At 56.7% G+C, this 18,580-nt stretch carries 21 protein-coding genes; 3 read left to right on the top strand and 18 right to left on the bottom strand.

Annotated elements, in window-relative coordinates; genetic code table 11:
- Positions 1-134: 134 nt before the first annotated feature.
- The 17 genes from IM300_RS11425 to IM300_RS11345 all read right to left on the bottom strand — a co-directional run bounded on the left by IM300_RS11425 (position 135) and on the right by IM300_RS11345 (position 14,617).
- Entirely contained in the window at positions 135-641 is a 507-nt protein-coding gene (locus IM300_RS11425) for a GNAT family N-acetyltransferase (protein ID WP_193036539.1), read from the bottom strand.
- A 29-nt stretch (positions 642-670) separates the two neighbouring features.
- Positions 671-1,144 carry a hypothetical protein gene (locus tag IM300_RS11420; protein WP_063867381.1) on the bottom strand — a complete coding sequence of 158 codons (474 nt, stop codon included), beginning with the start codon at positions 1,142-1,144 and terminating at the stop codon, positions 671-673.
- 1 nt (position 1,145) lies between these two features.
- Positions 1,146-1,886, bottom strand: a complete 741-nt coding sequence (locus tag IM300_RS11415) for a winged helix-turn-helix domain-containing protein (RefSeq protein WP_193036537.1) — start codon at positions 1,884-1,886, stop codon at positions 1,146-1,148.
- Positions 1,887-2,015: 129 nt separating this feature from the next.
- Positions 2,016-2,972: a spore coat U domain-containing protein gene (locus IM300_RS11410; protein WP_193036535.1), complete on the bottom strand. Its 957-nt coding sequence runs from the start codon at positions 2,970-2,972 to the stop codon at positions 2,016-2,018.
- Entirely contained in the window at positions 2,963-5,257 is a 2,295-nt protein-coding gene (locus IM300_RS11405; protein WP_226842239.1) for a fimbria/pilus outer membrane usher protein, read from the bottom strand. The genes IM300_RS11410 and IM300_RS11405 overlap by 10 nt, the downstream gene beginning before the upstream one ends.
- Positions 5,175-5,954 (bottom strand): molecular chaperone, encoded by a 780-nt coding sequence (locus IM300_RS11400; protein WP_193036533.1) that lies wholly within the window; start codon positions 5,952-5,954, stop codon positions 5,175-5,177. Before IM300_RS11400 ends, IM300_RS11405 begins: the two co-directional genes overlap by 83 nt.
- A gap of 2 nt (positions 5,955-5,956) precedes the next feature.
- A complete protein-coding gene (locus IM300_RS11395; protein ID WP_063450747.1) occupies positions 5,957-6,457 on the bottom strand; it encodes a spore coat protein U domain-containing protein in 501 nt (166 codons plus the stop codon).
- 20 nt (positions 6,458-6,477) lie between these two features.
- Positions 6,478-7,032: a LuxR C-terminal-related transcriptional regulator gene (locus IM300_RS11390; RefSeq protein ID WP_193036531.1), complete on the bottom strand. Its 555-nt coding sequence runs from the start codon at positions 7,030-7,032 to the stop codon at positions 6,478-6,480.
- The gene (locus tag IM300_RS11385) at positions 7,029-7,667 is read right to left on the bottom strand and encodes an EAL domain-containing protein (RefSeq protein ID WP_063867385.1); all 639 of its coding nucleotides are present in this window, start codon (positions 7,665-7,667) and stop codon (positions 7,029-7,031) included. The genes IM300_RS11390 and IM300_RS11385 overlap by 4 nt, the downstream gene beginning before the upstream one ends.
- A gap of 180 nt (positions 7,668-7,847) precedes the next feature.
- Positions 7,848-10,139 (bottom strand): phosphatidylglycerol--membrane-oligosaccharide glycerophosphotransferase, encoded by a 2,292-nt coding sequence (gene opgB, locus IM300_RS11380; RefSeq protein WP_193036529.1) that lies wholly within the window; start codon positions 10,137-10,139, stop codon positions 7,848-7,850.
- Between the two features lie 268 nt (positions 10,140-10,407).
- Positions 10,408-10,890 carry a DUF2501 domain-containing protein gene (locus IM300_RS11375; protein WP_193036527.1) on the bottom strand — a complete coding sequence of 161 codons (483 nt, stop codon included), beginning with the start codon at positions 10,888-10,890 and terminating at the stop codon, positions 10,408-10,410.
- A 73-nt stretch (positions 10,891-10,963) separates the two neighbouring features.
- Complete coding sequence (dnaC, locus tag IM300_RS11370) at positions 10,964-11,701, bottom strand: DNA replication protein DnaC (protein ID WP_063450743.1); 738 nt, start codon at positions 11,699-11,701, stop codon at positions 10,964-10,966.
- A complete protein-coding gene (gene dnaT / locus IM300_RS11365) occupies positions 11,698-12,243 on the bottom strand; it encodes a primosomal protein DnaT (protein ID WP_064910162.1) in 546 nt (181 codons plus the stop codon). Before dnaT ends, dnaC begins: the two co-directional genes overlap by 4 nt.
- 123 nt (positions 12,244-12,366) lie before the next feature.
- A complete protein-coding gene (locus IM300_RS11360; RefSeq protein WP_003856578.1) occupies positions 12,367-12,795 on the bottom strand; it encodes an organic hydroperoxide resistance protein in 429 nt (142 codons plus the stop codon).
- Between the two features lie 84 nt (positions 12,796-12,879).
- Positions 12,880-13,332, bottom strand: a complete 453-nt coding sequence (locus IM300_RS11355; protein ID WP_063867389.1) for a MarR family winged helix-turn-helix transcriptional regulator — start codon at positions 13,330-13,332, stop codon at positions 12,880-12,882.
- Positions 13,333-13,376: 44 nt separating this feature from the next.
- On the bottom strand, positions 13,377-13,850 hold the full coding sequence (locus IM300_RS11350) for a threonine/serine exporter (RefSeq protein WP_063450740.1): 474 nt from the start codon (positions 13,848-13,850) through the stop codon (positions 13,377-13,379).
- Positions 13,841-14,617 (bottom strand): threonine/serine exporter ThrE family protein, encoded by a 777-nt coding sequence (locus IM300_RS11345; RefSeq protein ID WP_193036525.1) that lies wholly within the window; start codon positions 14,615-14,617, stop codon positions 13,841-13,843. The genes IM300_RS11350 and IM300_RS11345 overlap by 10 nt, the downstream gene beginning before the upstream one ends.
- A gap of 391 nt (positions 14,618-15,008) precedes the next feature.
- On the opposite strand from IM300_RS11345, the gene IM300_RS11340 reads away from it, so the two are divergent.
- The gene (locus tag IM300_RS11340) at positions 15,009-15,746 is read left to right on the top strand and encodes a LuxR C-terminal-related transcriptional regulator (RefSeq protein ID WP_193036523.1); all 738 of its coding nucleotides are present in this window, start codon (positions 15,009-15,011) and stop codon (positions 15,744-15,746) included.
- Positions 15,743-16,378 carry a DNA-binding transcriptional activator BglJ gene (bglJ, locus tag IM300_RS11335; RefSeq protein ID WP_193033838.1) on the top strand — a complete coding sequence of 212 codons (636 nt, stop codon included), beginning with the start codon at positions 15,743-15,745 and terminating at the stop codon, positions 16,376-16,378. The genes IM300_RS11340 and bglJ overlap by 4 nt, the downstream gene beginning before the upstream one ends.
- Before the next feature lie 37 nt (positions 16,379-16,415).
- Here bglJ and IM300_RS11330 read toward each other — a convergent pair whose 3' ends face one another.
- Positions 16,416-16,874, bottom strand: a complete 459-nt coding sequence (locus IM300_RS11330; RefSeq protein ID WP_003856572.1) for a YbaK/EbsC family protein — start codon at positions 16,872-16,874, stop codon at positions 16,416-16,418.
- 328 nt (positions 16,875-17,202) lie between these two features.
- Here IM300_RS11330 and IM300_RS11325 point away from each other — a divergent pair, with 328 nt between their 5' ends.
- Positions 17,203-18,549: a PTS sugar transporter subunit IIC gene (locus tag IM300_RS11325; RefSeq protein WP_063450736.1), complete on the top strand. Its 1,347-nt coding sequence runs from the start codon at positions 17,203-17,205 to the stop codon at positions 18,547-18,549.
- The last annotated feature ends 31 nt before the right edge of the window (positions 18,550-18,580 follow it).

Genomic DNA, 18,580 nt, shown 5'->3' with positions numbered 1-18,580 from the left:
GCTGCGCCTGACCCGGCCTACGGGATGTGCGTTTTGCCGGGTGGCGGCTGCGCCTGACCCGGCCTACGGTGTGGGATCGCGGCTACGAAACGCGTGTTTTGTAGGCCCGGTAAGCGCAGCGCCACCGGGCGATTTTACAGAGGCAGGCGCATGGCGCAGCGGGAACCATACGCTAAACCGTGCGCCGCTTCTTCCTCACGTTTCTGATGCAGCTCCGGCGTCAGCGTTGCCATCATGTCAAACCCCAGCCGCGCATAGAACGGCGCGTTCCACGGGACATCACGAAACGTCGTTAACGTCAGCGAGGCGAGCCCCAGCGCGCGGGCACACTCTGCAACACGGTTAATCAACCGGCGTCCGATCCCCTGTCCCTGCCAGTCCAGATCAACCGACAGTTCCACGATAAACAGCGATGATGGATGGGCTTCGGCGAGAATAAAGCCCACCGGGCACCCGTCAGCCAGCGCCAGCCAGCTTAATCCCCGCGCGGCATAGCCGAGGTGATCCTCAATCGAAATTACGTCGCCGTCGGCAAGCCAGGCCAGCTCAGGAACGTCACGAAACCGCTGCCCGGCCGCGCGTTCGATCGCGGGCAGGGCGGTTGCGTCATCGCAGGTTGTGGGGCGGATTTCAATATTCATGGCGGGAAGTATAGCCTGAGCGACCGCTATTACTCCGAGCAAACCAGCACCGGCGAGTAAAAATTGCTGATCACCAGCGCGCTCTGCGGCGTGCGCTCTATCGTCAGGAGCCTTTTTTTCCCCAGCGTCAGGCCCGCGACGTACTTTTCAAACACCCCCGGCGGCATGGCGTCATGGCTGAAGCGCTCCACTTTTTGAATAATAATTTCATACAGCTCTCCCTCCACGTGCCGCCATTTAAACATCTCCTGACGAGAAACCTCCCAGCTGTTCGGGGCATTCTCGACGTTGCCGTTAAGCGTGATATAGCCCGTTTTATCCGGGTGAAAACGCATTATGATCTCCCCGTCGAACGTGAATTCATGGTTGTCGCGCCTGTCGGAGAAGGTCAGGTTGCCATCGCAGGCCACCGACAGCGGGGGCGTGTAGTAATACCACGCCAGCGCGGCGCCCAGAAGCAGCAGGTTGAGGACCAGTATTAGCCACACTTTTTTGTGTTTCATATCACCACTCGTAATAGTAAAGCGTACGACAGGCGCTGGCTTTATCGTGCGTGAGCGAGCACTGGGAGAGCACCAGCCGCCCTTCGTGACCGTAGAAAAGCGTTCTCTGAATGTGCATGTAAAAGATCGAATTTTTCAGGCACGGGAGATGACCGTCCTGCTGAAGCTTTTGCGCCAGGGCAATTGCCCTGTCGTGGAACACATCCGCCAGCGGCGTAAAGGTGTAAACCGGACACGTGTCGATATGGGTAAGCAGGTGAATTTCACTCTGCGGGGCATCTGGCTTAATGGCCGTTATCCAGACGCACAGCGCAACAATCGCCAGCGTGAGCGCGCCGCAGAACAGCAGTTCCGGACGAAGGCGCCATGTCGGTTTCGCCGTTTCGCCCGCTGGCGCCTCTTCCTCCAGCGCCGTGACCGTGACGTCCGCGCAGAGCATAAAGCCCGTTTTCGGCACCGTGACGATAAACAGCACGTCGGGAAGCAGGCTGGCCAGCATTTTGCGCAAGATGCTGATGTACTGGTTTAACGAGTTGTTGGATCCCTGAAGCCCGCGCCGATCCCAGACCTCATTAAGGAACGTTTCCCGTTCAACGACGTTCCCGTGATGCTTCACCAGCAGCTTCAGGATGGTATTGGCCGTACAGGTGAGGATCTGCGCATCCTCGTCCGGCGCATTAACAGGAGCAATGGTACCGTCCTCGTCGTTGTAAACGAGGGCGTCAGCAAGCAGGTATTTCATAAGTTGTTGTAATACAAACAGAGATATTCAATTAAAAAAAACAGGCATTACGCCTGAGCAAACAGCGTTGTTGGTTATTTTAGCGCCACTGTTACCGATAACATTGATCCAGACGGTTTTTTGGTGAGTTTAATAAGTCAGCGTGACTATCACGTCGTCAATGAACTCCCCCGTCCCGCTCAGGGGCTGGGCCGGAACCTCCCCGTAAACGGTGAAGTCCTGCGTGCCGCCGGCGGGTTTGGTGACGTTCAGCGTATCGCCGCTGCTTTGATCGCCCCAGCGCTGCGTCGCCCCCGCATCCTGCCAGAGCCCATAGCGCAGGCACTGCCCCTCATCGTTGCAAAGCTGCCGCCAGTCGCCGCTGGCATGATTGCCTTTCCCCATGGCAAGCGTGAATGCGGTTCCGGTCGGGCAGCGCGTGGTGAGGGTCGCCGTCGAGCGCGTGGGGCGCAGCGCGGTGGTGCTGGTCAGGGTGCCGAAGTTCAGCGGGGTGACACGCTCTATGTAGCATCCCTCGCTGATTTCGGCCTGCGCATTGCTCCCGCCCTGCACCTGTTCCCCCTCCGCGGAGCCGTCTGCACAGCTTTGCAGGGCATCCTGGCGGGTGGCGCTGTGCCAGGCGATGCGCAGATTCATGTTGTAGTTGTAATAGTGGGTCGCGGGGAGCTGGCTTTGCCCCGCCGGCAGGGTGGCGTTAAGCGGAAAGCTGCCGCTGACGCTGGCGTTGCTTCGCGCCGTGAGGGTCTGCTGGATGAGATCCCCGCGGCTGGCGGGGCCCAGCTCCTGCGATCGCGCGAGGCCGTTAAGCAGGCGAAACAGCAGGGTGTACTGCTTTCCCTCCTGGTCGCCCGTCGAAAGCATCTGAAAGGGCGGGGCGTCGATGCTGCTCAGACAGACGTTGATGTACTCTGCCGTGCCGAAGTTATCGGCCTGACAGCTAAACTTTACCTCGGTGTTGGTCGAGGCGGCGTTACCCGGCACGACGTTGCCGAAGTTAATCACTGCGGGGGAGGTAATCCAGCACGCTGCCGCCATCGCCTTCATGGACAGCACAAGCAACAATGTTAACGGCGTTTTTATTGACACAGCTGTTCTCCAATATTGATTACGGTTGACGCGGTGCGCGGGGCCGGAAGCGTGACCCGGCACTCGCCTTCACCGGTTTTCACCACCAGCTCGCCCGGCAGGGGCGGATCTTCAAGCCAGATAAACCCGTCGCGACCCACGATAGTGGCGCCATGTGGCGTTGAAACGACGCTGCCCAGCGGCAGCGGCTGGCGGCGCCTGTCGACCAGCCGGGCCTGAACCGTCACGGCGCGATGGACGTTAAAATCGACTTTTACCGCGCTGCCGTTGCCCGGTCTGGCATACATGTCGGTGACGGGGGCGATGACGTCGGGCGGCAGATCCAGCGGATCGATGGTGACTTTGCTGTTGTGGTAGCGCGGCAGGTCGGTCAGCAGAAGGTATCCCTTCTCATCGGTCTCGCCCGCCCGGCGGTTTTCCAGCATCACCGGCACGTGCCCGATACCGCGCGTGGAGACCAGCGCCAGCCCCTGCTGGCTGTAGCGTAAAGCGTGCAGGCTGTTGTCCAGCAGCGTCAGGCTGCCTTCGGCCGAGGCGTACTGGTTGACCGCGTTAGTGCTCTGCTCCAGCCCGACGTGCCACTCTCCGGCGCGGCCAAGGTAGCCCACGTCTGCATACCTTTCCCGGTTTTGACCAAAGCCCTGCCCCAGCTGCCAGGACCAGCCGCCCGCCTGATTGTCTGGCTGGTGACGATAGTCCACGCGCGGCCTTTCCCGGCTGGCCTGAACCGAGAGGGTATTCTGGCGGCCCAGCGGGACGGAGAGCATAAGCTGGATGTTGCTCGACCCGTCCGTAAACGAGCGGGTATAGCTCAGCGTGGTAGAGAGATGGGCCGGGAGCGAAACGGACCAGGAGGCATTGAGATAGCGCTGCCGGTTGCCCTGTATATTTTGCTGCACCCAGCCCGCACCCAGCGTACCGAAGTGGGGAAATGCGTGGCTGACCCATACGCTGTCGCTGCGCCGGGCGGGCTCGGCCCCGCTCATGCGGGCGTTATCGGCGAAGGCGGCGTCGGTACGAACGGTGCTGGCGGAAAATCCTGTTCCGCTACCGTTCCACTGCCAGCCGATGCCCCACTGCATCCCCTTACCGTAGGCGCTGTCGCTCAGGGCAACGTGCGGGCTGAGAATGCCCGCACTGGGGGATATTAGCCAGTCCGCGCCTGTTCCCACGTTGCGCAGCTTTCGCTGCTGTTCCGTATGCAGCGCCAGCGTTAGCTGGTTATTCACGCCATAGCGCCAGCCGGCGTCGAGCATCGGCGAGGCGGCATAATCATCGGAGCGCAGCGAATAGTTTTGCCGCATCCAGCCGATGTCCAGCGAGCCGCTGCTGAGCCCCTCCGCCAGCATTCCCGGCGCGCCGTACAAATCGAGCTGAACGGTGCGCCGCTGGCCGTTGATGTCGGTAATCACCACCTGCGCCTGCCCGCTGCCGGTAAAGGCGGGCAGGGTATCGAGCAGAAAATCTCCCGGCGTTACCTGCTGGCTGCTCTGCTTAAGGCCGTCGATGTAAAGATCGACCGTTGAAGGCAACACGGCCGTGTCGCTGTAGCGGCTGCGCGGTTCGGTGTTGAGCTGCGGATTGAGCTCAAAGTTGCGCGCCCAGTGCAGCCCGCCGAAGCGAACCTGGCGGCTCCAGCGGGTGCCGGTGGTGATGCTGTCCCCCAGCGCCAGGCTGGTCAGCGAGTCTGGGTTATCCCGCTGCCAGCGGGTTTCAAGGCGCGTATGGGTGGGGCGACCCGCGCTGTTTTCCTCCCCGGCATGGCTGGAAAAGCTGCTGCTGAACAGGCCGGGCAGCGGCCCGGAAGCGGACAGCGTGGTTTGCGCGTTAAGCTGGCGTTTTCCCTCGGACTCGCTGGCATAGAGCGCGTACCCGAGCGTAAAGGCGCTGACGGGCTGCGCTTCAGGATAGCGGTACTGCGAGGGAGGCCTCCCGAACGTCACGTGCTGCTGCCCCTCAAGCGCCTTCGCCTCGGCGCTGATGGACACCTGCTGCGAAAGCACGTCGAGGCTGACCTTCAGGCCCGGCAGGGACGTCAGTTCAACCCACTCGCTGCGGCCTTCCGGGGCGCGGAGCCCCAGCTTTGCGATGTCGCTGCGGCCAATCCACAGCGCATCGCCCTCTACGCGGCAGGCCCACAGCTCGCCGCGCGGGGCGTGGTTTACGGTAATGGCCAGCCACTGAACGGCGTCAACCGGAGGTTCAGCCCGGGCTGCTGGCAGCATGAGCGGTAGCCAAAGCAGGAGCGCGAGCAGCGAGCGGGCGCAGTGGGATCTGGCTGGCATGGCGATCGTCATTGATGTAGGCGCGTAACGCGCTGAGCGCGTGGCGGGGAGTCTGCTTAAGCGGCACAAGCGCGGTCTGTCCCGGCAGCACATAGCCCGCCAGTCCTTTGACTGCGGCAGCAACCTGCCCGTCGGCCGTCAGCACCTGAAGGTGGCTGAGGCGAATATGGCGGTTTCCGGCGTTATAGCAGCGCAGCGTGGCCGGAATGTCGGCCTGTTCGCAGCTCAGGACAGCCTGGCTGACGGGCGTTGTCTGGCTTCCGGCGATGAAGACCGGAATCGAATAGCGCAGCAGGAAGTGGACCGCGCTGGGGTTGGCCGCACGGGACGCGGCGTCTGGCAGCTCATCGATGATCAGCCGGTAGCTTTGCTCCTGTTCATGAGCACCCGGCTGCATCACGATAATACGCACCAGCTGCTGCTGGCCCGGTGCCAGCGAGGTCATCGCCGGGCTGCTGACGACTTCCTCGGTCCCTTCCAGCACATCCTTGCCGTTTTTCTGGGACCATTCGTACACCCGTATCTGAGCGTGGATGGCCGTTTTCCCGCTGTTTGTGAGGTAAACGGCCGTTGCGCGTTGACCGCTCTGCATGTCGAGCGTCATGGGCGCGACCTGAAGCGTGGCGGCCAGCGCGTAGCGTGACAGCAGCGCCAGCATCATGAGCCAGATAATGAAGCAGGGAAGAAAGCGACGCACGATCAGTACTCCAGGTTTAAGGTAACATCGTCGCTGTAGGTACCCGCCTGGGCAGTCGTCAGGGCGCCCGCATCAATCACGCCATACAGCGTCTCTTCCTGTTTCATCCCGTTGCCGGTATCGGTGAGCCCCCCGGTGCCGGTGATTTGCGTCTGTTTGCCTTCGTCAGCAAACAGCTTCCACGCAATCTTTTGCGCGCCCGTTTCGCCGTTTTCCGGCTTCAGCCAGAAGGTCCCGTTCTCGCTGCTGTCGCTGCTGGTCGCGGAAAGGGTGAACGGGGTACCGTTGGTACAGACGATATCGACCTGCGTCCTGGCCTCAATTTCACCGGCTTCATCCGTACCGTGGCGCGAGAAGTTGAGATCGTTGGCGTTGAGGGTGCAGGACTTTACCACCTCCAGTGAGACGTGCATCGTCGCGCTCGCGGTGCTGTTGTCTGCGGCGATTGCAGCGGCAGGAAGCAGGAGAACTGAACAACATACAGCGGTGGAGATAATTCTCATGATTGTATTTCCTAACGTGATTAACGGTGCATTGACAAAGAAGAGGACTGAGCGTCCAGCAGGCAGAGCTTCCGATGAAACTCCGCCAGGGTATGGCAGCAAAATTTGTTCATCGCGTTACGCTTGTGGGTGTAGATCGTTTTTGGTGATTTATTGAGGATTTGCGCGATACGTGCCGGGCTAAATCCTTTATGAAACAGCATGCAAACCCGCATCTCCTGATACGTCAGCGTGGCGGTGTTTTCGAAGGTGAAGGTCGTGTCGCTAAAACAGCGGCTCAGCTGGGCAAGCGATACATTGTCCGCCACCGCTCTCGCCCGCTCGCCGCGCAGGAAGGCGTTGACGTCGCTGACCCGGTCCGCATCGGTAAATATCAGCCAGTCCACGCCGGCATGCGTATCCAGCAGGCGCTCCTGTAGGCGCACAAGCCCTTCCGGACTCGCATTTTTGATCCAGTACATATCAGGGCGAGGGGTGACCGCCGTCGAGATGAGCCACTCGAGGCCAAGCCATAAATAGGCGTTTTCGCTCAGGACGATGACCTGATAGCCAGCGTTAACGATACAAGACGTCACGATCTGCCCCACAGATAACCCTGGCCGTAATCGGCCACGCTGGCGCGGGCCAGTGCGAAATCCCCCGCGGTTTCGATGCCTTCTATCAACACCTTGCCGGCGAGACGTTTGCACTGGCGGGTGAGCTGTAAAAACTTTTCCCGCTCGGTGCGTCCGCTCCAGAAGGTATGCTTGTCAATTTTTACGCCGCAGAAGCGGATCTGGCTGGCAAGCAGGTCGGGAAGAATGTCTTCGCACACATCGTCGGCCCACACTTCTATTCCCCACTGGTGCAGCGTGGCGATGCACGTCCGCAGGGCCCGGCTTTGCGTATCGTCAAGGTGTACCAGCCTGTGAAGATCGGTGACTTCGATAGCAAGCCTCTCCGGGCTGGGCGTCTCTTCTTTCAGCCTGTCCAGGAAGTCCGTTTCCAGCAGCAGATCCGTCGTCGCGTTGAGATAATATTTGTCGCCCGCTTCGCAGAACATGGCATGACGAAGCTGCGCAAAGAAATGCGCTTTACGCTGCGTCGCGGACATTGAGCAAAAATAGTCTTCGAGATCGACGTGAGGCATCGCCGTGGACAATACCTCCCAGGCAATGACGTTTTCGCTGCGCAGTGCCCGGATGGATTCGAACTTGTAGCCGGTTAGCATGATAAAAGTGCGTAACGCTCCGTGGTGAATTCAGAAGCTGCACATTTTATAAATTGTGAATTTGGCGGGATATTTATAAATAAAAATTGCTTATATATAGCGTTTTTATCTAATTTATAAACATTATAAAGGATTATATAATTTCAAAAATGCCCGGCTGGAAGCCGGGCTTTGTGCGCGTTAGCCGCTGTTTTTGACGATTTTGATTTCCACCATGCCGATCCCAAGCTGGCGCGGGGCATGGCCGAGGATATTTCCTTCGTTAGTGGACTGCGGGTCTGGCGGCACGATCACCAGCGTATTGCTGTGCGAGGGGTTATCAAAATGCAGCGTGCTGGTGGAGACATCATTGCTCAGCGTCAGCATCTGTTCTTTATCACCGACGCGCACCGGAATCGGGCGGTTTGCATTGGGACCAAATGCCCTGGCGGTGATCACCAGATCGAATTTCTCCGGCAGCGGATGGTTATACTCAATTTTAACCTCATCCCCCAGCTGTGCGTTAGACCAGCGCCCCCAGGATTCGGGACGTGAAATTCCGCTGAACTGCTTCACCTCTTCCGGCGCGCCGGCAACATTGAAGATGAAGCTGTCTGCTTTGTAGCGAATGTCGTTGTCGACGATTTTCAGCAGGTCAACGTTGCGCTGATAGCGTGCGGTATCAATGACCGTATCGTTAAACGCGGTTTTTCCCTGCCACTGCGGTTTGTCAACGTGTTGCACGGTCTGCTCACCGCCGAGTTGCCCCTGAGAAACGCACCAGTCGGTGGACAGCGACAGCTGTTGCGACCAGAGCTGGCCCATTTTGTAGCACCTGTCGACCCAGACGAAATTATCGCGCGGGGCGAATTCCGCCAGCTGGAAGCGCAGCGGCGCGGAGTATTCGCTTTCCGGCAGCGGCTCGACGCGCTTATCCGACACGCGCAGCAGCAGAGGCAGGCGGAAGTGGCTGCCGGAGAAGGCGATCGTTTTTTTATTCCGATCGATGGTGAAATCGTTTATCTCTTTCGGGAAGTTCCACAGGCGAATGATATCCGGCTTCCAGGCGAGGATTTTTTCCTTCATGTTGAGGAAGATTTCCGACAGGGACTGTCCCGACAGCGTGCTGCGGCCCAGGCCGATAAAGTTGTCGCCGCCCAGAATGTCGAGCACGGTAGCGCCGTTATCCATCGAGTTACGCTTAGCGGCAATGACCTCCTGCTGCGGTTTATCGCCGCGCAGTACAAAGAACAGGTTGCTGCGATCCCGCTTGTTCAGCTCATCCCAGGCGCTGTTTTTCATCGCCAGATGGTCAGACGACACGACGATGACCGTATTTTTGAAATAGGGCGACGCTTTAATTTTCTCGATTAACGCCGCTATATGCTCCTGGCTACAGGTTACGGCGCTGAACGACTTATTGTTTTTGCCGTCAATGTCGTAGCCCTTACGCTTACAGGTGCGCGAGACGAAACCATCCGGATGGTGCGTGTCAACGGTCAGCGCAAACAGCGAGAAGCGTTTACCGGCGCGAGAAAGCTCCTCAAATTTCTTCCAGGTTTCATCCAGAACGGTATCGTCGTAAAAGCCCCAGTCGTTACGGTAAGCCGGATCGGCCACGGTAGTTTTCAGCTCTTCAGAACCGTACAGGTGATCGAAACCGTGGGATTTCAGGAACACGTCTTTCCCGGCGAAGCGCAGGTTAGCGCCCTGCATAAAGTAGTTTTCATAGCCCGAGTTTTTCAGGATATCGCCGAGGCATACGTTCTGCGGGAAGAAGCTCGACATTGAGGCGGAGGCGTTACCCTCAAACGGGGCGAACAGGGGGATGCCGCACTGGGAGGCCACCATCCCGGCAATGGTGTAATCCGTGCCGGGCAGCTGCGCGGTGTGGCTGAAGTCGAGGCCCTGATTTTTCAGCGCGCCAAGCTCCGGCGTCAGGTTCGGAAATGCCTCGTTGTCAAACCAGGTGCGCTCCAGACTCTCCCCGTAGATGTAGACCAGGTTGAGTTTGGGGTTGTCGATTTTTTTCGCCGGCTCTTTGTAATAGGCCACGAAGTCCGGATCGCCATCGCGCGACTGGGATTTTACCAGCTCGGTAATCTGATGGAAGGCCGGGCTGGCATCCACGGAGGCCAGCGCCAGGCACAGCGCCAGCAGGCTGTAGCCATGGTGATGCGGGCGGTGACGGCGACGGCGCAGCACCCAGGCCAGCGCAGCGAAGATGCCCACCAGTGCGACCACCAGCCCCAGGCCGGGGAGAATGTATTTGCCCACGCCTGCGCCGGTGAGGCTGTTCGTCAGGGTGTAGAGCACCGCGTCGTTAATACCGTCGCCGGTAAAGTAGTCGCTGGCATATAAGGTAATGTTTAAAACAATAAAAATGCCGAGCACGACCAGGGTGGCAACAAACCACCAGGTGTGACGACCGGCTTTCCAGGCATAAACGCCGATGGATGCCAGAAAAAGGACAAGGGATAGTAACTCTGACAACAGCAGATCCTCATCATGCCGGACGCTTAGCCGGCTAATAGCTTATTTTTTTGGGTAATACACTGTAATTGCGATGTCGCTTAGCTGCAATTTTAGTGTCACGAAAGTGTGCTGTGGTTAGGATTTGGTTTATAAAACCGGTTTTTTGAGGACGGTCGCATCCTGACAGACGGACGCTGAGGCGGTAGAGAAAGAGAAAAATGCACGCTTCACGCCGCGCTGAAGGAGTAACGTCATAAACGCGGCGTGTTGTGGCAGAAAACGGGGGTCAGGAGAGGTAATTAACGCCCTGTTTCAGCACCAGATCGCAGGCTTTTGTTTTCACCTGTTTTGCCAGAGAGGAGTTTCCAAGGGTGCTCAGGTTCAGCTGCTGACCATTTTGCGCGTTCAGCAGGCCCTGAATACCGTCCATATAGTTGGTATCCGCTTTCTGCTCCTGGGTGTCCAGGCCCAGCTTGGCCAGCACCTGATTCTTAATGTTTTCGGTATCGGTCACGGACGCCAGCTTCTGCTTCGCACAGTATTCCAGGATGCCCGCCGCGTTGTTCATCGTGCCGGCGCTCAGGCTCTGGGAACTGTTGCCCAGCAGGCCGGTGAGGGATGAGGCGGACAGCCCGCCCTGAGACGTGCCGCTCTCTTTGGTTAACTCATTCGCCGCGCTGGAAAGCGACTCCTGCCATGAAGCGGCCTGCGCTGCGCCAGCCACCAGCAGGGCGCCAGAAAGAATGCTGATAAGAAACTGTTTTTTCATAATGACTTACTCAATAGGGCCGGAAGGGGCTCCAGTATATACTTCTGCTCCTCCGGCGCTCCCTGGAAATGTCTTAATACTCTTTGCCGGTGACGCGGCTGCGGTAGCTGTCCCAGTCGAAGATGACGTACAGGCTGTTGCCCAGCTTCATGCGGTCCATCACCCGCTCGCCCAGCAGGCGGGTCATCTCGTCGATATTGTGGTTCGTCAGCATACCGGTGGGGCGTTTTGACGACGAACGGCGATCCACAATCTGGTTGATGATCACTTTTTCGTAGCGGGATTCGGTCTGGACGCCGATCTCGTCGATCACCAGCAGATCCACGTTACTTAAATCATTCAGCAGCTGCTCTTCGCTGGTTTCGCGGTTGCTGAAGGTGTCCTTCATGGCGGACATGATGTCGGCCACGGTGATAATCAACACTGATTTCCCGCGCAGCAGCAGCTCGTTGCAGATAGCGGCCGCCAGGTGATTTTTCCCGGTGCCGGGCTTACCGCTAAAGATGAAGCTGGCGATGTTGCCGTCAAATTCATCCACGTACTGGCGCGCCTGGTTAAGGGCGTTCATCTGCCCCTGCGATTCGACCTTATAATTGTCGAAGGAGCAGTTCTGGTGCAGGGGGCGAATGCCCGAGCGGTTAAAGGTGCGCTGCATTTTCATCGCGCGGTTTTCGCGGGCGAGGGCAGCCGCACGGATTTCACCCTGCTCTTTTTGCCACGCCAGCAGCTCTTCACCGGTGGTGAAGGCGGGCTTCACGTTAGCTGGCATCATCTTCTGCAAACGTTTCATCAGGTCGCCGACGTTTTTCATTTCGCACCTCGGAATCCATCAGGAATTTTTTTGTCCGGTTCTGAAAAGGCATTGATATCACGTTTTGGCTGGCCGTTGGTGCTGGCGCGGTTGATTTGCAGGCTGCGCGCAAGCTTTTGCTGCCACTGAACATGGTGGAATACTTTTCCCTCAGCCTGCCAGTAAGCGGTAAAGGCCGCCAGCTCTTCCGGCGTCGCGGGCTGCGAGAGGGCTATTCCCCATAAGGCCGCCTGGCGCTGAAAATCGGCATCCGGCTGCCAGCCAGCGTACATGGGAAATTTCCCCATCGGCACGGTCACCGGGGCGCTGGTGGGTTCGTCAAAAAACTGATTATCCAGCATAACGTCACTCGCCGGGCGCGAGAGCCTCGCTTCAATGTCCAGAAGCTGCGCCAGACGTTCCGGCGTGACCGCATAAAACGCCGGGGCGTTGTCGGCAAATACCGCGAGCGTGCCGCCTTCGGCGCGCGTCAACACACCGCGAGGGTCGCGCATAAAGGCATCAATGCCAGCAATGCTGGTGGTCAGGATTCTGGAGGACATAACACTTTCTCAACTGATTACTACGGGCGTGATTGAGGGTTATGGTAGCACAGAGAGAGGGGAGGAAAGGAGAGGATTTCCCCGGTAGCGCAGCGCTACCGGGGCAACAATCAGAGGCGCTGTTTACGCGATGATGTTGAGCGTCACGTCGATATTGCCGCGCGTTGCGTTAGAGTACGGGCATACGATGTGGGCGGCATCCACCAGCTTTTTGGCTTCCGCAGCGTCCATCCCTTCAACGTGGATGTTCAGCTTCGCTTCGATACCGAAACCGGTTGGCAGCGGCCCGATCCCCACTTCGCCTTCAATAAAAGCGTCTTTTGGCAGGGCGAATTTGTCGCGGGCTGCAACGAACTTCATCGCGCCCAGGAAGCAGGCAGAGTAGCCCGCCGCGAACAGCTGCTCAGGGTTAGTGACTTCACCCCCCATGCCGCCCATCTCTTTTGGCACGCCCAGCTTGACGTCCAGGACGCCATCGGAAGAGGTTGCGCGACCGTCACGGCCTCCGGTTGCTTTGGCTTTGGCAGTGTAGACAACTTTTTCTAAAGACATGGCAGGTTCCTCATCTTGTGTTTAAGTGCGCTATTAAATAGCGCGCGATGTATATGGTTAAAATTAGACGCGTAAAGTATAGCCTTACGCGCGATGCAGCTGTTGGCGCAGCAGTTCGAGCTGTTGTTTAAGTGCCAGCATGGTGTCGGTATCACACTGCGCGGCGCAGCCCACGGCATGCGGGATAGTCACGGCCTGCTGTTGCAGATCCCGCCCTGCGTCGCTCAGGGTGACGGCAACCTGACGTTCGTCCTGACGGGAGCGCTGGCGGGAGATCAGTCCTGCGCTTTCCAGGCGTTTCAGCAGGGGCGTCAGCGTGGCGGAATCCAGAAACAGCCGCTCGCCAATGTCCGACACCGTAATATCATCCTGCTCCCACAGCACCAGCATCACCAGGTATTGCGGGTAGGTCAGGTTAAGCGGTGCCAGCAGTTGCCGGTACAGCTTGTTAAGCGCCAGGTTTGCCGAATAGAGGGCAAAACAGAGCTGGTTATCCAGCAGAAGCGCATTGGTGGTGTCGTTCGTTTTTGCGTCCATGAAATGAATATAGATAGCGCGCGATACAATTGCAAGCGATTTTATTATACGCGCGGACGTTTACGGTAAAGCCATAATCCGGGTATCGACAGACCGATTGAGAGCGCGCCCACAATCGACGAGGCCTTGAGGAAGTTGCTCAGGAGCAGGATCATTTGGGGTTCGCTGTAGCCAAAGTGGCTGATTTTTACGGCGGAAATCATGGCCGTATAGGCCGAAATGCCCGGGAACATAGGAATGACTGCCGCCACGGTGAACACCTTCGGGTGTGCCAGATACCAGCGTGACCACTGGATACCGATGCTGCCGACCAGCATGGCGGCAATAAACGTCGACCATTCGATATTAAAGCCCGCGGTCATCATCACCATACGCGAGCCGTGGCCAATGGCGCCGAGCAGCGCGCACCAGGGTAACGCACGCTGTGGGACGTTAAACACCATCGCAAATCCAACGGCGGGAAGGGCTGCCAGGAGCATGTCCTGCGCCAGTGCGAGCAGAAAATCTATCACGCCCATCCGCGTAACCCCCACATCGTCATTGCCATTACTACCCCGATACAGGTTGCCAGCGTCAGCAGGCTGGCTATCGCCCAGCGCGCCAGACCGGTATTGATATGGCCTTTAAACATATCGGCGACGGCGTTGATTAAGGGAAAACCCGGCACCAGCAGCAATACGCTGGCGGCCATCGCAACCGTAGGCGTGCTGGCGAAGGCGGGCTGGCGCAGCAGCAGGCCGGAGACGGTTGTCGCCACAAAGGCCGTAATGCAGAAATTAATCTGCGGATGCAGCTGCCTGTGGGTCAGAAGCTGGCGGACGTACATCGCGATGCTGCTGGCAAAAAAGGTCACCACCGCGCCGTCCCACCCGCCGTTGTTGAGCTTACAGAAGCAGGCGCAGGACAGCCCCACCATCAAAACAACCAGCCAGCGCGGATAGCGCAGGGGTTTGATTTGGTTGAAACGTTTTTCTATCTCCCGGAGATCGAGCAGCTTGTGTTCGGCGAGGATCACGATGTGCTGAACTTCCGTGACCACGTGCATGTTAATGCCGCGATCGTGATTTTTACGCGTGGAGGTCAGGCACTGTCCGTCCTTAATGGTGGTCAGCACAATGGCATTTGACGAGATGGAACTCTCCACGCTGTCCATCCCCAGCGCCAGCCCGAGGCGCGTGGAAAGTTCTTCGACGAGGGCGCTTTCGGCCCCGTGCTGTAAGAGGAAAAGCCCGCACTGAATACATAGCCGCGTTGCGGCACGCTGCGTAGACCGATCTGCCTGCATGAAACGCCCTGAAAAGAAGAGAGATTGCTTACTTTTAACACAAAGTGCGGTGGCCGTTGTGCTGGGCCAGATCAAGATTTGTGCAATTGGCTGCGCGTCTGAAGTTTGGAAGAGAAAACGTATTTTATTTATTTAATGAATATAAACGAAGAATATATATAAATAATACATTAAGTATTTCTAATTTCATATTGTCGATATTTTCAGGTGGTTTTAATTAAATATTTATGGTCTTTGTGCGATATTAAGCCAGTATTGGGCGTTTCATAACCCATGTGACATATTTTAGAAAGTGCGAGTATTAAGCCGTTTTGTACTTAGGGATGCAAGCGTGTTTAACCTCGTAGGTTTGCTCGTCATTAAATAAATGTATTAAAGACATGGAGGGTCTATGTTGCCATTGAATGGTAAACACGGAGTTGTGATCAGTAGAGTACCCGTAATGCAAAATGGGTTAGGGGGCGTCATGACGCGCCATTTTCCCGATTTTGAGATAACGTACTGCCGTTCGATGCAGGAGTTGACGCTACTCCAGCTGCGTCGCGCTGGGGTCGTTATTGCCGATATTTCGGGTGAATATCGTAATCCGCGTGGCACGCTTGAGCAGTATTATGGATTAATGAATCAGTACCGGGATATTCACTGGATTTTCCTCGTCTCGCGTCCCCTTTATCCGCTTGCGGTAGAGCTGCTTATGCGCCCGGAAAGCACTCTGCTTTCAGATATGGAACCGATTGAAGGCGTTATTAACGCTATTCGCGCGGGCAGTGAACGTGCCGAGCGAATAAGCCAGACGTTATTAATACCAGAAAATCCTGATATTGAAGGGGAGAGTGAGCAAGCGATTGCGCTCACACACTCTGAACGTAAGGTGTTGCGTTTATTGGGTAAGGGTTGGGGAATCAACCAAATAGCCACGCTGCTGAATAAAAGTAATAAAACGATCAGTGCACAGAAAAACAGTGCAATGCGCCGCTTATCACTGCGCAGCAATGCCGATATGTACGCGTGGATAAGCAGTACTCAGGGAATGCGAGAACTCAGTTTAATGTCGGCTTATGGAGAGTTTGAGGAATGGAAAAGACCACTGCAACAAGACATATCGCCGTCATCGAAAGCTGCTCAATGAGCGCTGTGGGGCTGAAGCATCTCTTTGCGATGCCCGTCCTGAGCCCTTACCAGGTGCATCTGTTTAGCAGATTCGACAGCTTCAGAGCGGCGCTCTCGGAAATCTCATTCTTTTCGGTAATCTATTCATTGTCTGATGAGCGTGAGGAGCGACGAAACTGTCTGGCCTGTTTGCGGGATCTCACCTTCACCCACAGCGACGTCCAACGTATCGTACTGGCTTCTGATGAAATGGAGGCGAGGCTGGTCAGCCAGCTTTCGCCTTCTCGCTTACATGGGATCATCAGTAAATCGGTTCCGCTAAAGCAATTATTGGAAGGGCTGGAGACACTGCTCAGCGAAACACATCAGGTGAATGATAACGTGTACAATCAAGGGGATATGAGCCAGAATCGCATGTTAAGCCCAACCGAAAGGGCCATACTGCGCTATATGTCCTCGGGTTTTTCGATCCCTGAAATTGCGGCACAGCTTGAACGCAATATTAAAACCATTCGGGCGCATAAGTTTAACGCAATGGTAAAGCTGGGCGTCAATTCTGACGTGGGGTTACTGGATGCGGCGGATATCCTGGCGCATCTCCCCGCCAGGGAAGTGCATCGCTCCGCTCTCACCGTTCCTTCCTTCTCTTAGCGTTAAGAGGTGCGCCAGAGTGCTTCTGGCGCAACGTTCAAATACAGACATCAACCCATTTTGCTGCGGTCAGTTCCGCCATTCTGTCGGGCGAGATACGCACCGCGCTGTGGATGGCACCCGCTGCGGGTAATACTTCCGCGTACTGTTTTAATGTGATGTCACAGTAAACAGAGAGAGGGTTTTCCAGCCCGAAAGGGCAGACGCCGCCCACAGGATGACCCGTCAGGGTGACGACCTCATCGCTGCTGAGCATGCGGGCTTTTGCACCGAATGTCTCTTTGAGCTTTTTGTTATCAAGACGCGCATCGCCTTTTGCGACCACCAGAATCACGTCATTTTTAATTTTCAGTGATAGCGTTTTGGCAATCTGGCCGGGTTCAACGTTGTGCGCGGCAGCAGCAAGTGCAACAGTCGCTGTGCTTTGATTAAGCTCAATGATCTCTATATCCGGAGCGTGTTCGGCGAAAAACTGCTGTACAGACTGCAAACTCATTGATTCCTCCTGACAAATATCCTGCGTAATCTGTCATAAGAATTTAGTCGCTGTAAATATCCCTTAAGTAACAAATATTCGTCAGGGTCGATTTCTGGATCGCCTTCACATTCACAGAAACCGGTTACAGTAACCGGTTGCAGAGCGTGATGCAGAGATTAATACTGAGGGTGTAACTTCCCCTGTATCTAATAATAAGAGCTAATTATGAAACCATTCCGTTTGAGCAGTACCGCGGGTACACGATCCGGCAAGGTTGTGACGCTGAATTATGGAACAACGTGTGACGTGAGAACGTCCGAAACGAACGTATGACAGGAGATCTGCTATGTCTGCCAACCATGCTGCATTTAATCTGATTTTCCGCTTCGTTGAGAATTACGTCAGCCCCGTTGCCGGGCGGATCTCTTCTCAGCGTCATGTGATGGCGATTCGCGACGGGTTCATCTCGGCGATGCCGTTTATGATCGTGGGTTCGTTTTTGTTAGTGTTCGCTTATCCACCTTTTTCGCCTGATACTACCTGGGGTTTTGCCCGCGCCTGGCTGGATATGGCGAAGCAGTTTGAAGGACAAATTCTGACGCCGTTTGATATGACGATGGGCGTGATGTCCCTTTATATCTGTGCGGCTATCGCCTACAACCTGGGCAAACATTACGTTAAAACCCATCAGCTGGATCCGTTCATGTGCGCCATGCTGTCGCTAATGGCGTTTCTGCTGGTGGCGGCCCCTAAAACCAAAGGCGCTTTGCCAGTCGATAGCCTGGGAGGGACCGGGATTTTCACCGCGATTCTGGTGGCGATTTATTGCGTTGAGATGATGCGTTTTCTGAAGGCACACAACATTGGGATCCGTCTGCCGGACCAGGTTCCGCCGATGATCAAAAACTCGTTTGACCTGCTGATCCCGGTACTGGTGGTGGTGTTGACGCTTTATCCGCTGAGCCTGCTGATCCAGTCGCAGTTCGGCATGTTGATCCCGCAGGCCATTATGTCGATCTTTAAGCCGCTGGTCTCTGCGGCTGACTCGCTGCCTGCCATCCTGCTGGCGGTGCTGATTGGCCACCTGCTGTGGTTTGCCGGGATCCACGGCGCAGCGATTGTCTCCGGGATGCTGCAAATGTTCTGGCTGACCAACCTGGGGGCGAACCAGACCGCGCTGGCGGCGAGCCTGCCTTTGCCACACATCTTTATGGAGGCCTTCTGGACGTTCTTTATCGTTATCGGTGGGTCAGGCGCGACGATGGGGCTGGTGTTCTGCTACCTGCGCAGCCGCTCCGCGCACCTGCGTTCGATTGGCCGCCTCAGCGTGGTGCCGAGCATATTCAACATTAATGAACCGGTGATTTTTGGCACGCCGATTGTGATGAACCCGGTGTTCTTTATTCCTTTCCTGCTGGCGCCGATGGTCAATGCCGTGCTGGCATGGGCAGCGATGAAGTTTGATCTGATTGGCCGCGTGATTTCCGTGGTGCCGTGGACGGCGCCGGCGCCGGTTGGTGCGGCCTGGGCGCTGGGTTGGGATTTCCGTGCCGCCATTCTGGTGCTTGTCCTGGCCTGCGTTTCCGCCATTATCTATTTCCCGTTCTTCAAGGTGTACGAGAAGCAGCTGCTTCAGCAGGAAGCGGAAGAAGCACAGCGTAACGGGGAAGAGGAAAATCAGCAGATAGCGTAGGTAAAAGCAAAACGGCAACGCAGGTTGCCGT

The organism is Enterobacter cloacae complex sp. I2, from assembly GCF_014896205.1.
Taxonomy (GTDB): Bacteria; Pseudomonadota; Gammaproteobacteria; order Enterobacterales; family Enterobacteriaceae; genus Enterobacter; species Enterobacter quasihormaechei.
This window is presented reverse-complemented; position numbering and strand designations above follow the sequence as displayed.

Excerpts from the sequence above, each read along its gene's own strand:
- dnaT (WP_064910162.1), bottom strand. The coding sequence starts at position 12,243 with ATGTCCTCCAGAATCCTGACCACCAGCATTGCTGGCATTGATGCCTTT.
- dnaC (WP_063450743.1), bottom strand. The coding sequence starts at position 11,701 with ATGAAAAACGTCGGCGACCTGATGAAACGTTTGCAGAAGATGATGCCA.
- IM300_RS11330 (WP_003856572.1), bottom strand. The coding sequence starts at position 16,874 with ATGAGTTTGCAGTCTGTACAGCAGTTTTTCGCCGAACACGCTCCGGAT.
- IM300_RS11360 (WP_003856578.1), bottom strand. The coding sequence starts at position 12,795 with ATGTCTTTAGAAAAAGTTGTCTACACTGCCAAAGCCAAAGCAACCGGA.
- IM300_RS11345 (WP_193036525.1), bottom strand. The coding sequence starts at position 14,617 with ATGCAGGCAGATCGGTCTACGCAGCGTGCCGCAACGCGGCTATGTATT.
- IM300_RS11340 (WP_193036523.1), top strand. The coding sequence starts at position 15,009 with ATGTTGCCATTGAATGGTAAACACGGAGTTGTGATCAGTAGAGTACCC.
- bglJ (WP_193033838.1), top strand. The coding sequence starts at position 15,743 with ATGAGCGCTGTGGGGCTGAAGCATCTCTTTGCGATGCCCGTCCTGAGC.
- IM300_RS11395 (WP_063450747.1), bottom strand. The coding sequence starts at position 6,457 with ATGAGAATTATCTCCACCGCTGTATGTTGTTCAGTTCTCCTGCTTCCT.
- IM300_RS11415 (WP_193036537.1), bottom strand. The coding sequence starts at position 1,886 with ATGAAATACCTGCTTGCTGACGCCCTCGTTTACAACGACGAGGACGGT.
- IM300_RS11405 (WP_226842239.1), bottom strand. The coding sequence starts at position 5,257 with ATGCCAGCCAGATCCCACTGCGCCCGCTCGCTGCTCGCGCTCCTGCTT.
- IM300_RS11375 (WP_193036527.1), bottom strand. The coding sequence starts at position 10,890 with ATGAAAAAACAGTTTCTTATCAGCATTCTTTCTGGCGCCCTGCTGGTG.
- IM300_RS11420 (WP_063867381.1), bottom strand. The coding sequence starts at position 1,144 with ATGAAACACAAAAAAGTGTGGCTAATACTGGTCCTCAACCTGCTGCTT.
- IM300_RS11325 (WP_063450736.1), top strand. The coding sequence starts at position 17,203 with ATGTCTGCCAACCATGCTGCATTTAATCTGATTTTCCGCTTCGTTGAG.
- IM300_RS11425 (WP_193036539.1), bottom strand. The coding sequence starts at position 641 with ATGAATATTGAAATCCGCCCCACAACCTGCGATGACGCAACCGCCCTG.
- IM300_RS11350 (WP_063450740.1), bottom strand. The coding sequence starts at position 13,850 with ATGGGCGTGATAGATTTTCTGCTCGCACTGGCGCAGGACATGCTCCTG.
- IM300_RS11355 (WP_063867389.1), bottom strand. The coding sequence starts at position 13,332 with ATGGACGCAAAAACGAACGACACCACCAATGCGCTTCTGCTGGATAAC.
- IM300_RS11385 (WP_063867385.1), bottom strand. The coding sequence starts at position 7,667 with ATGCTAACCGGCTACAAGTTCGAATCCATCCGGGCACTGCGCAGCGAA.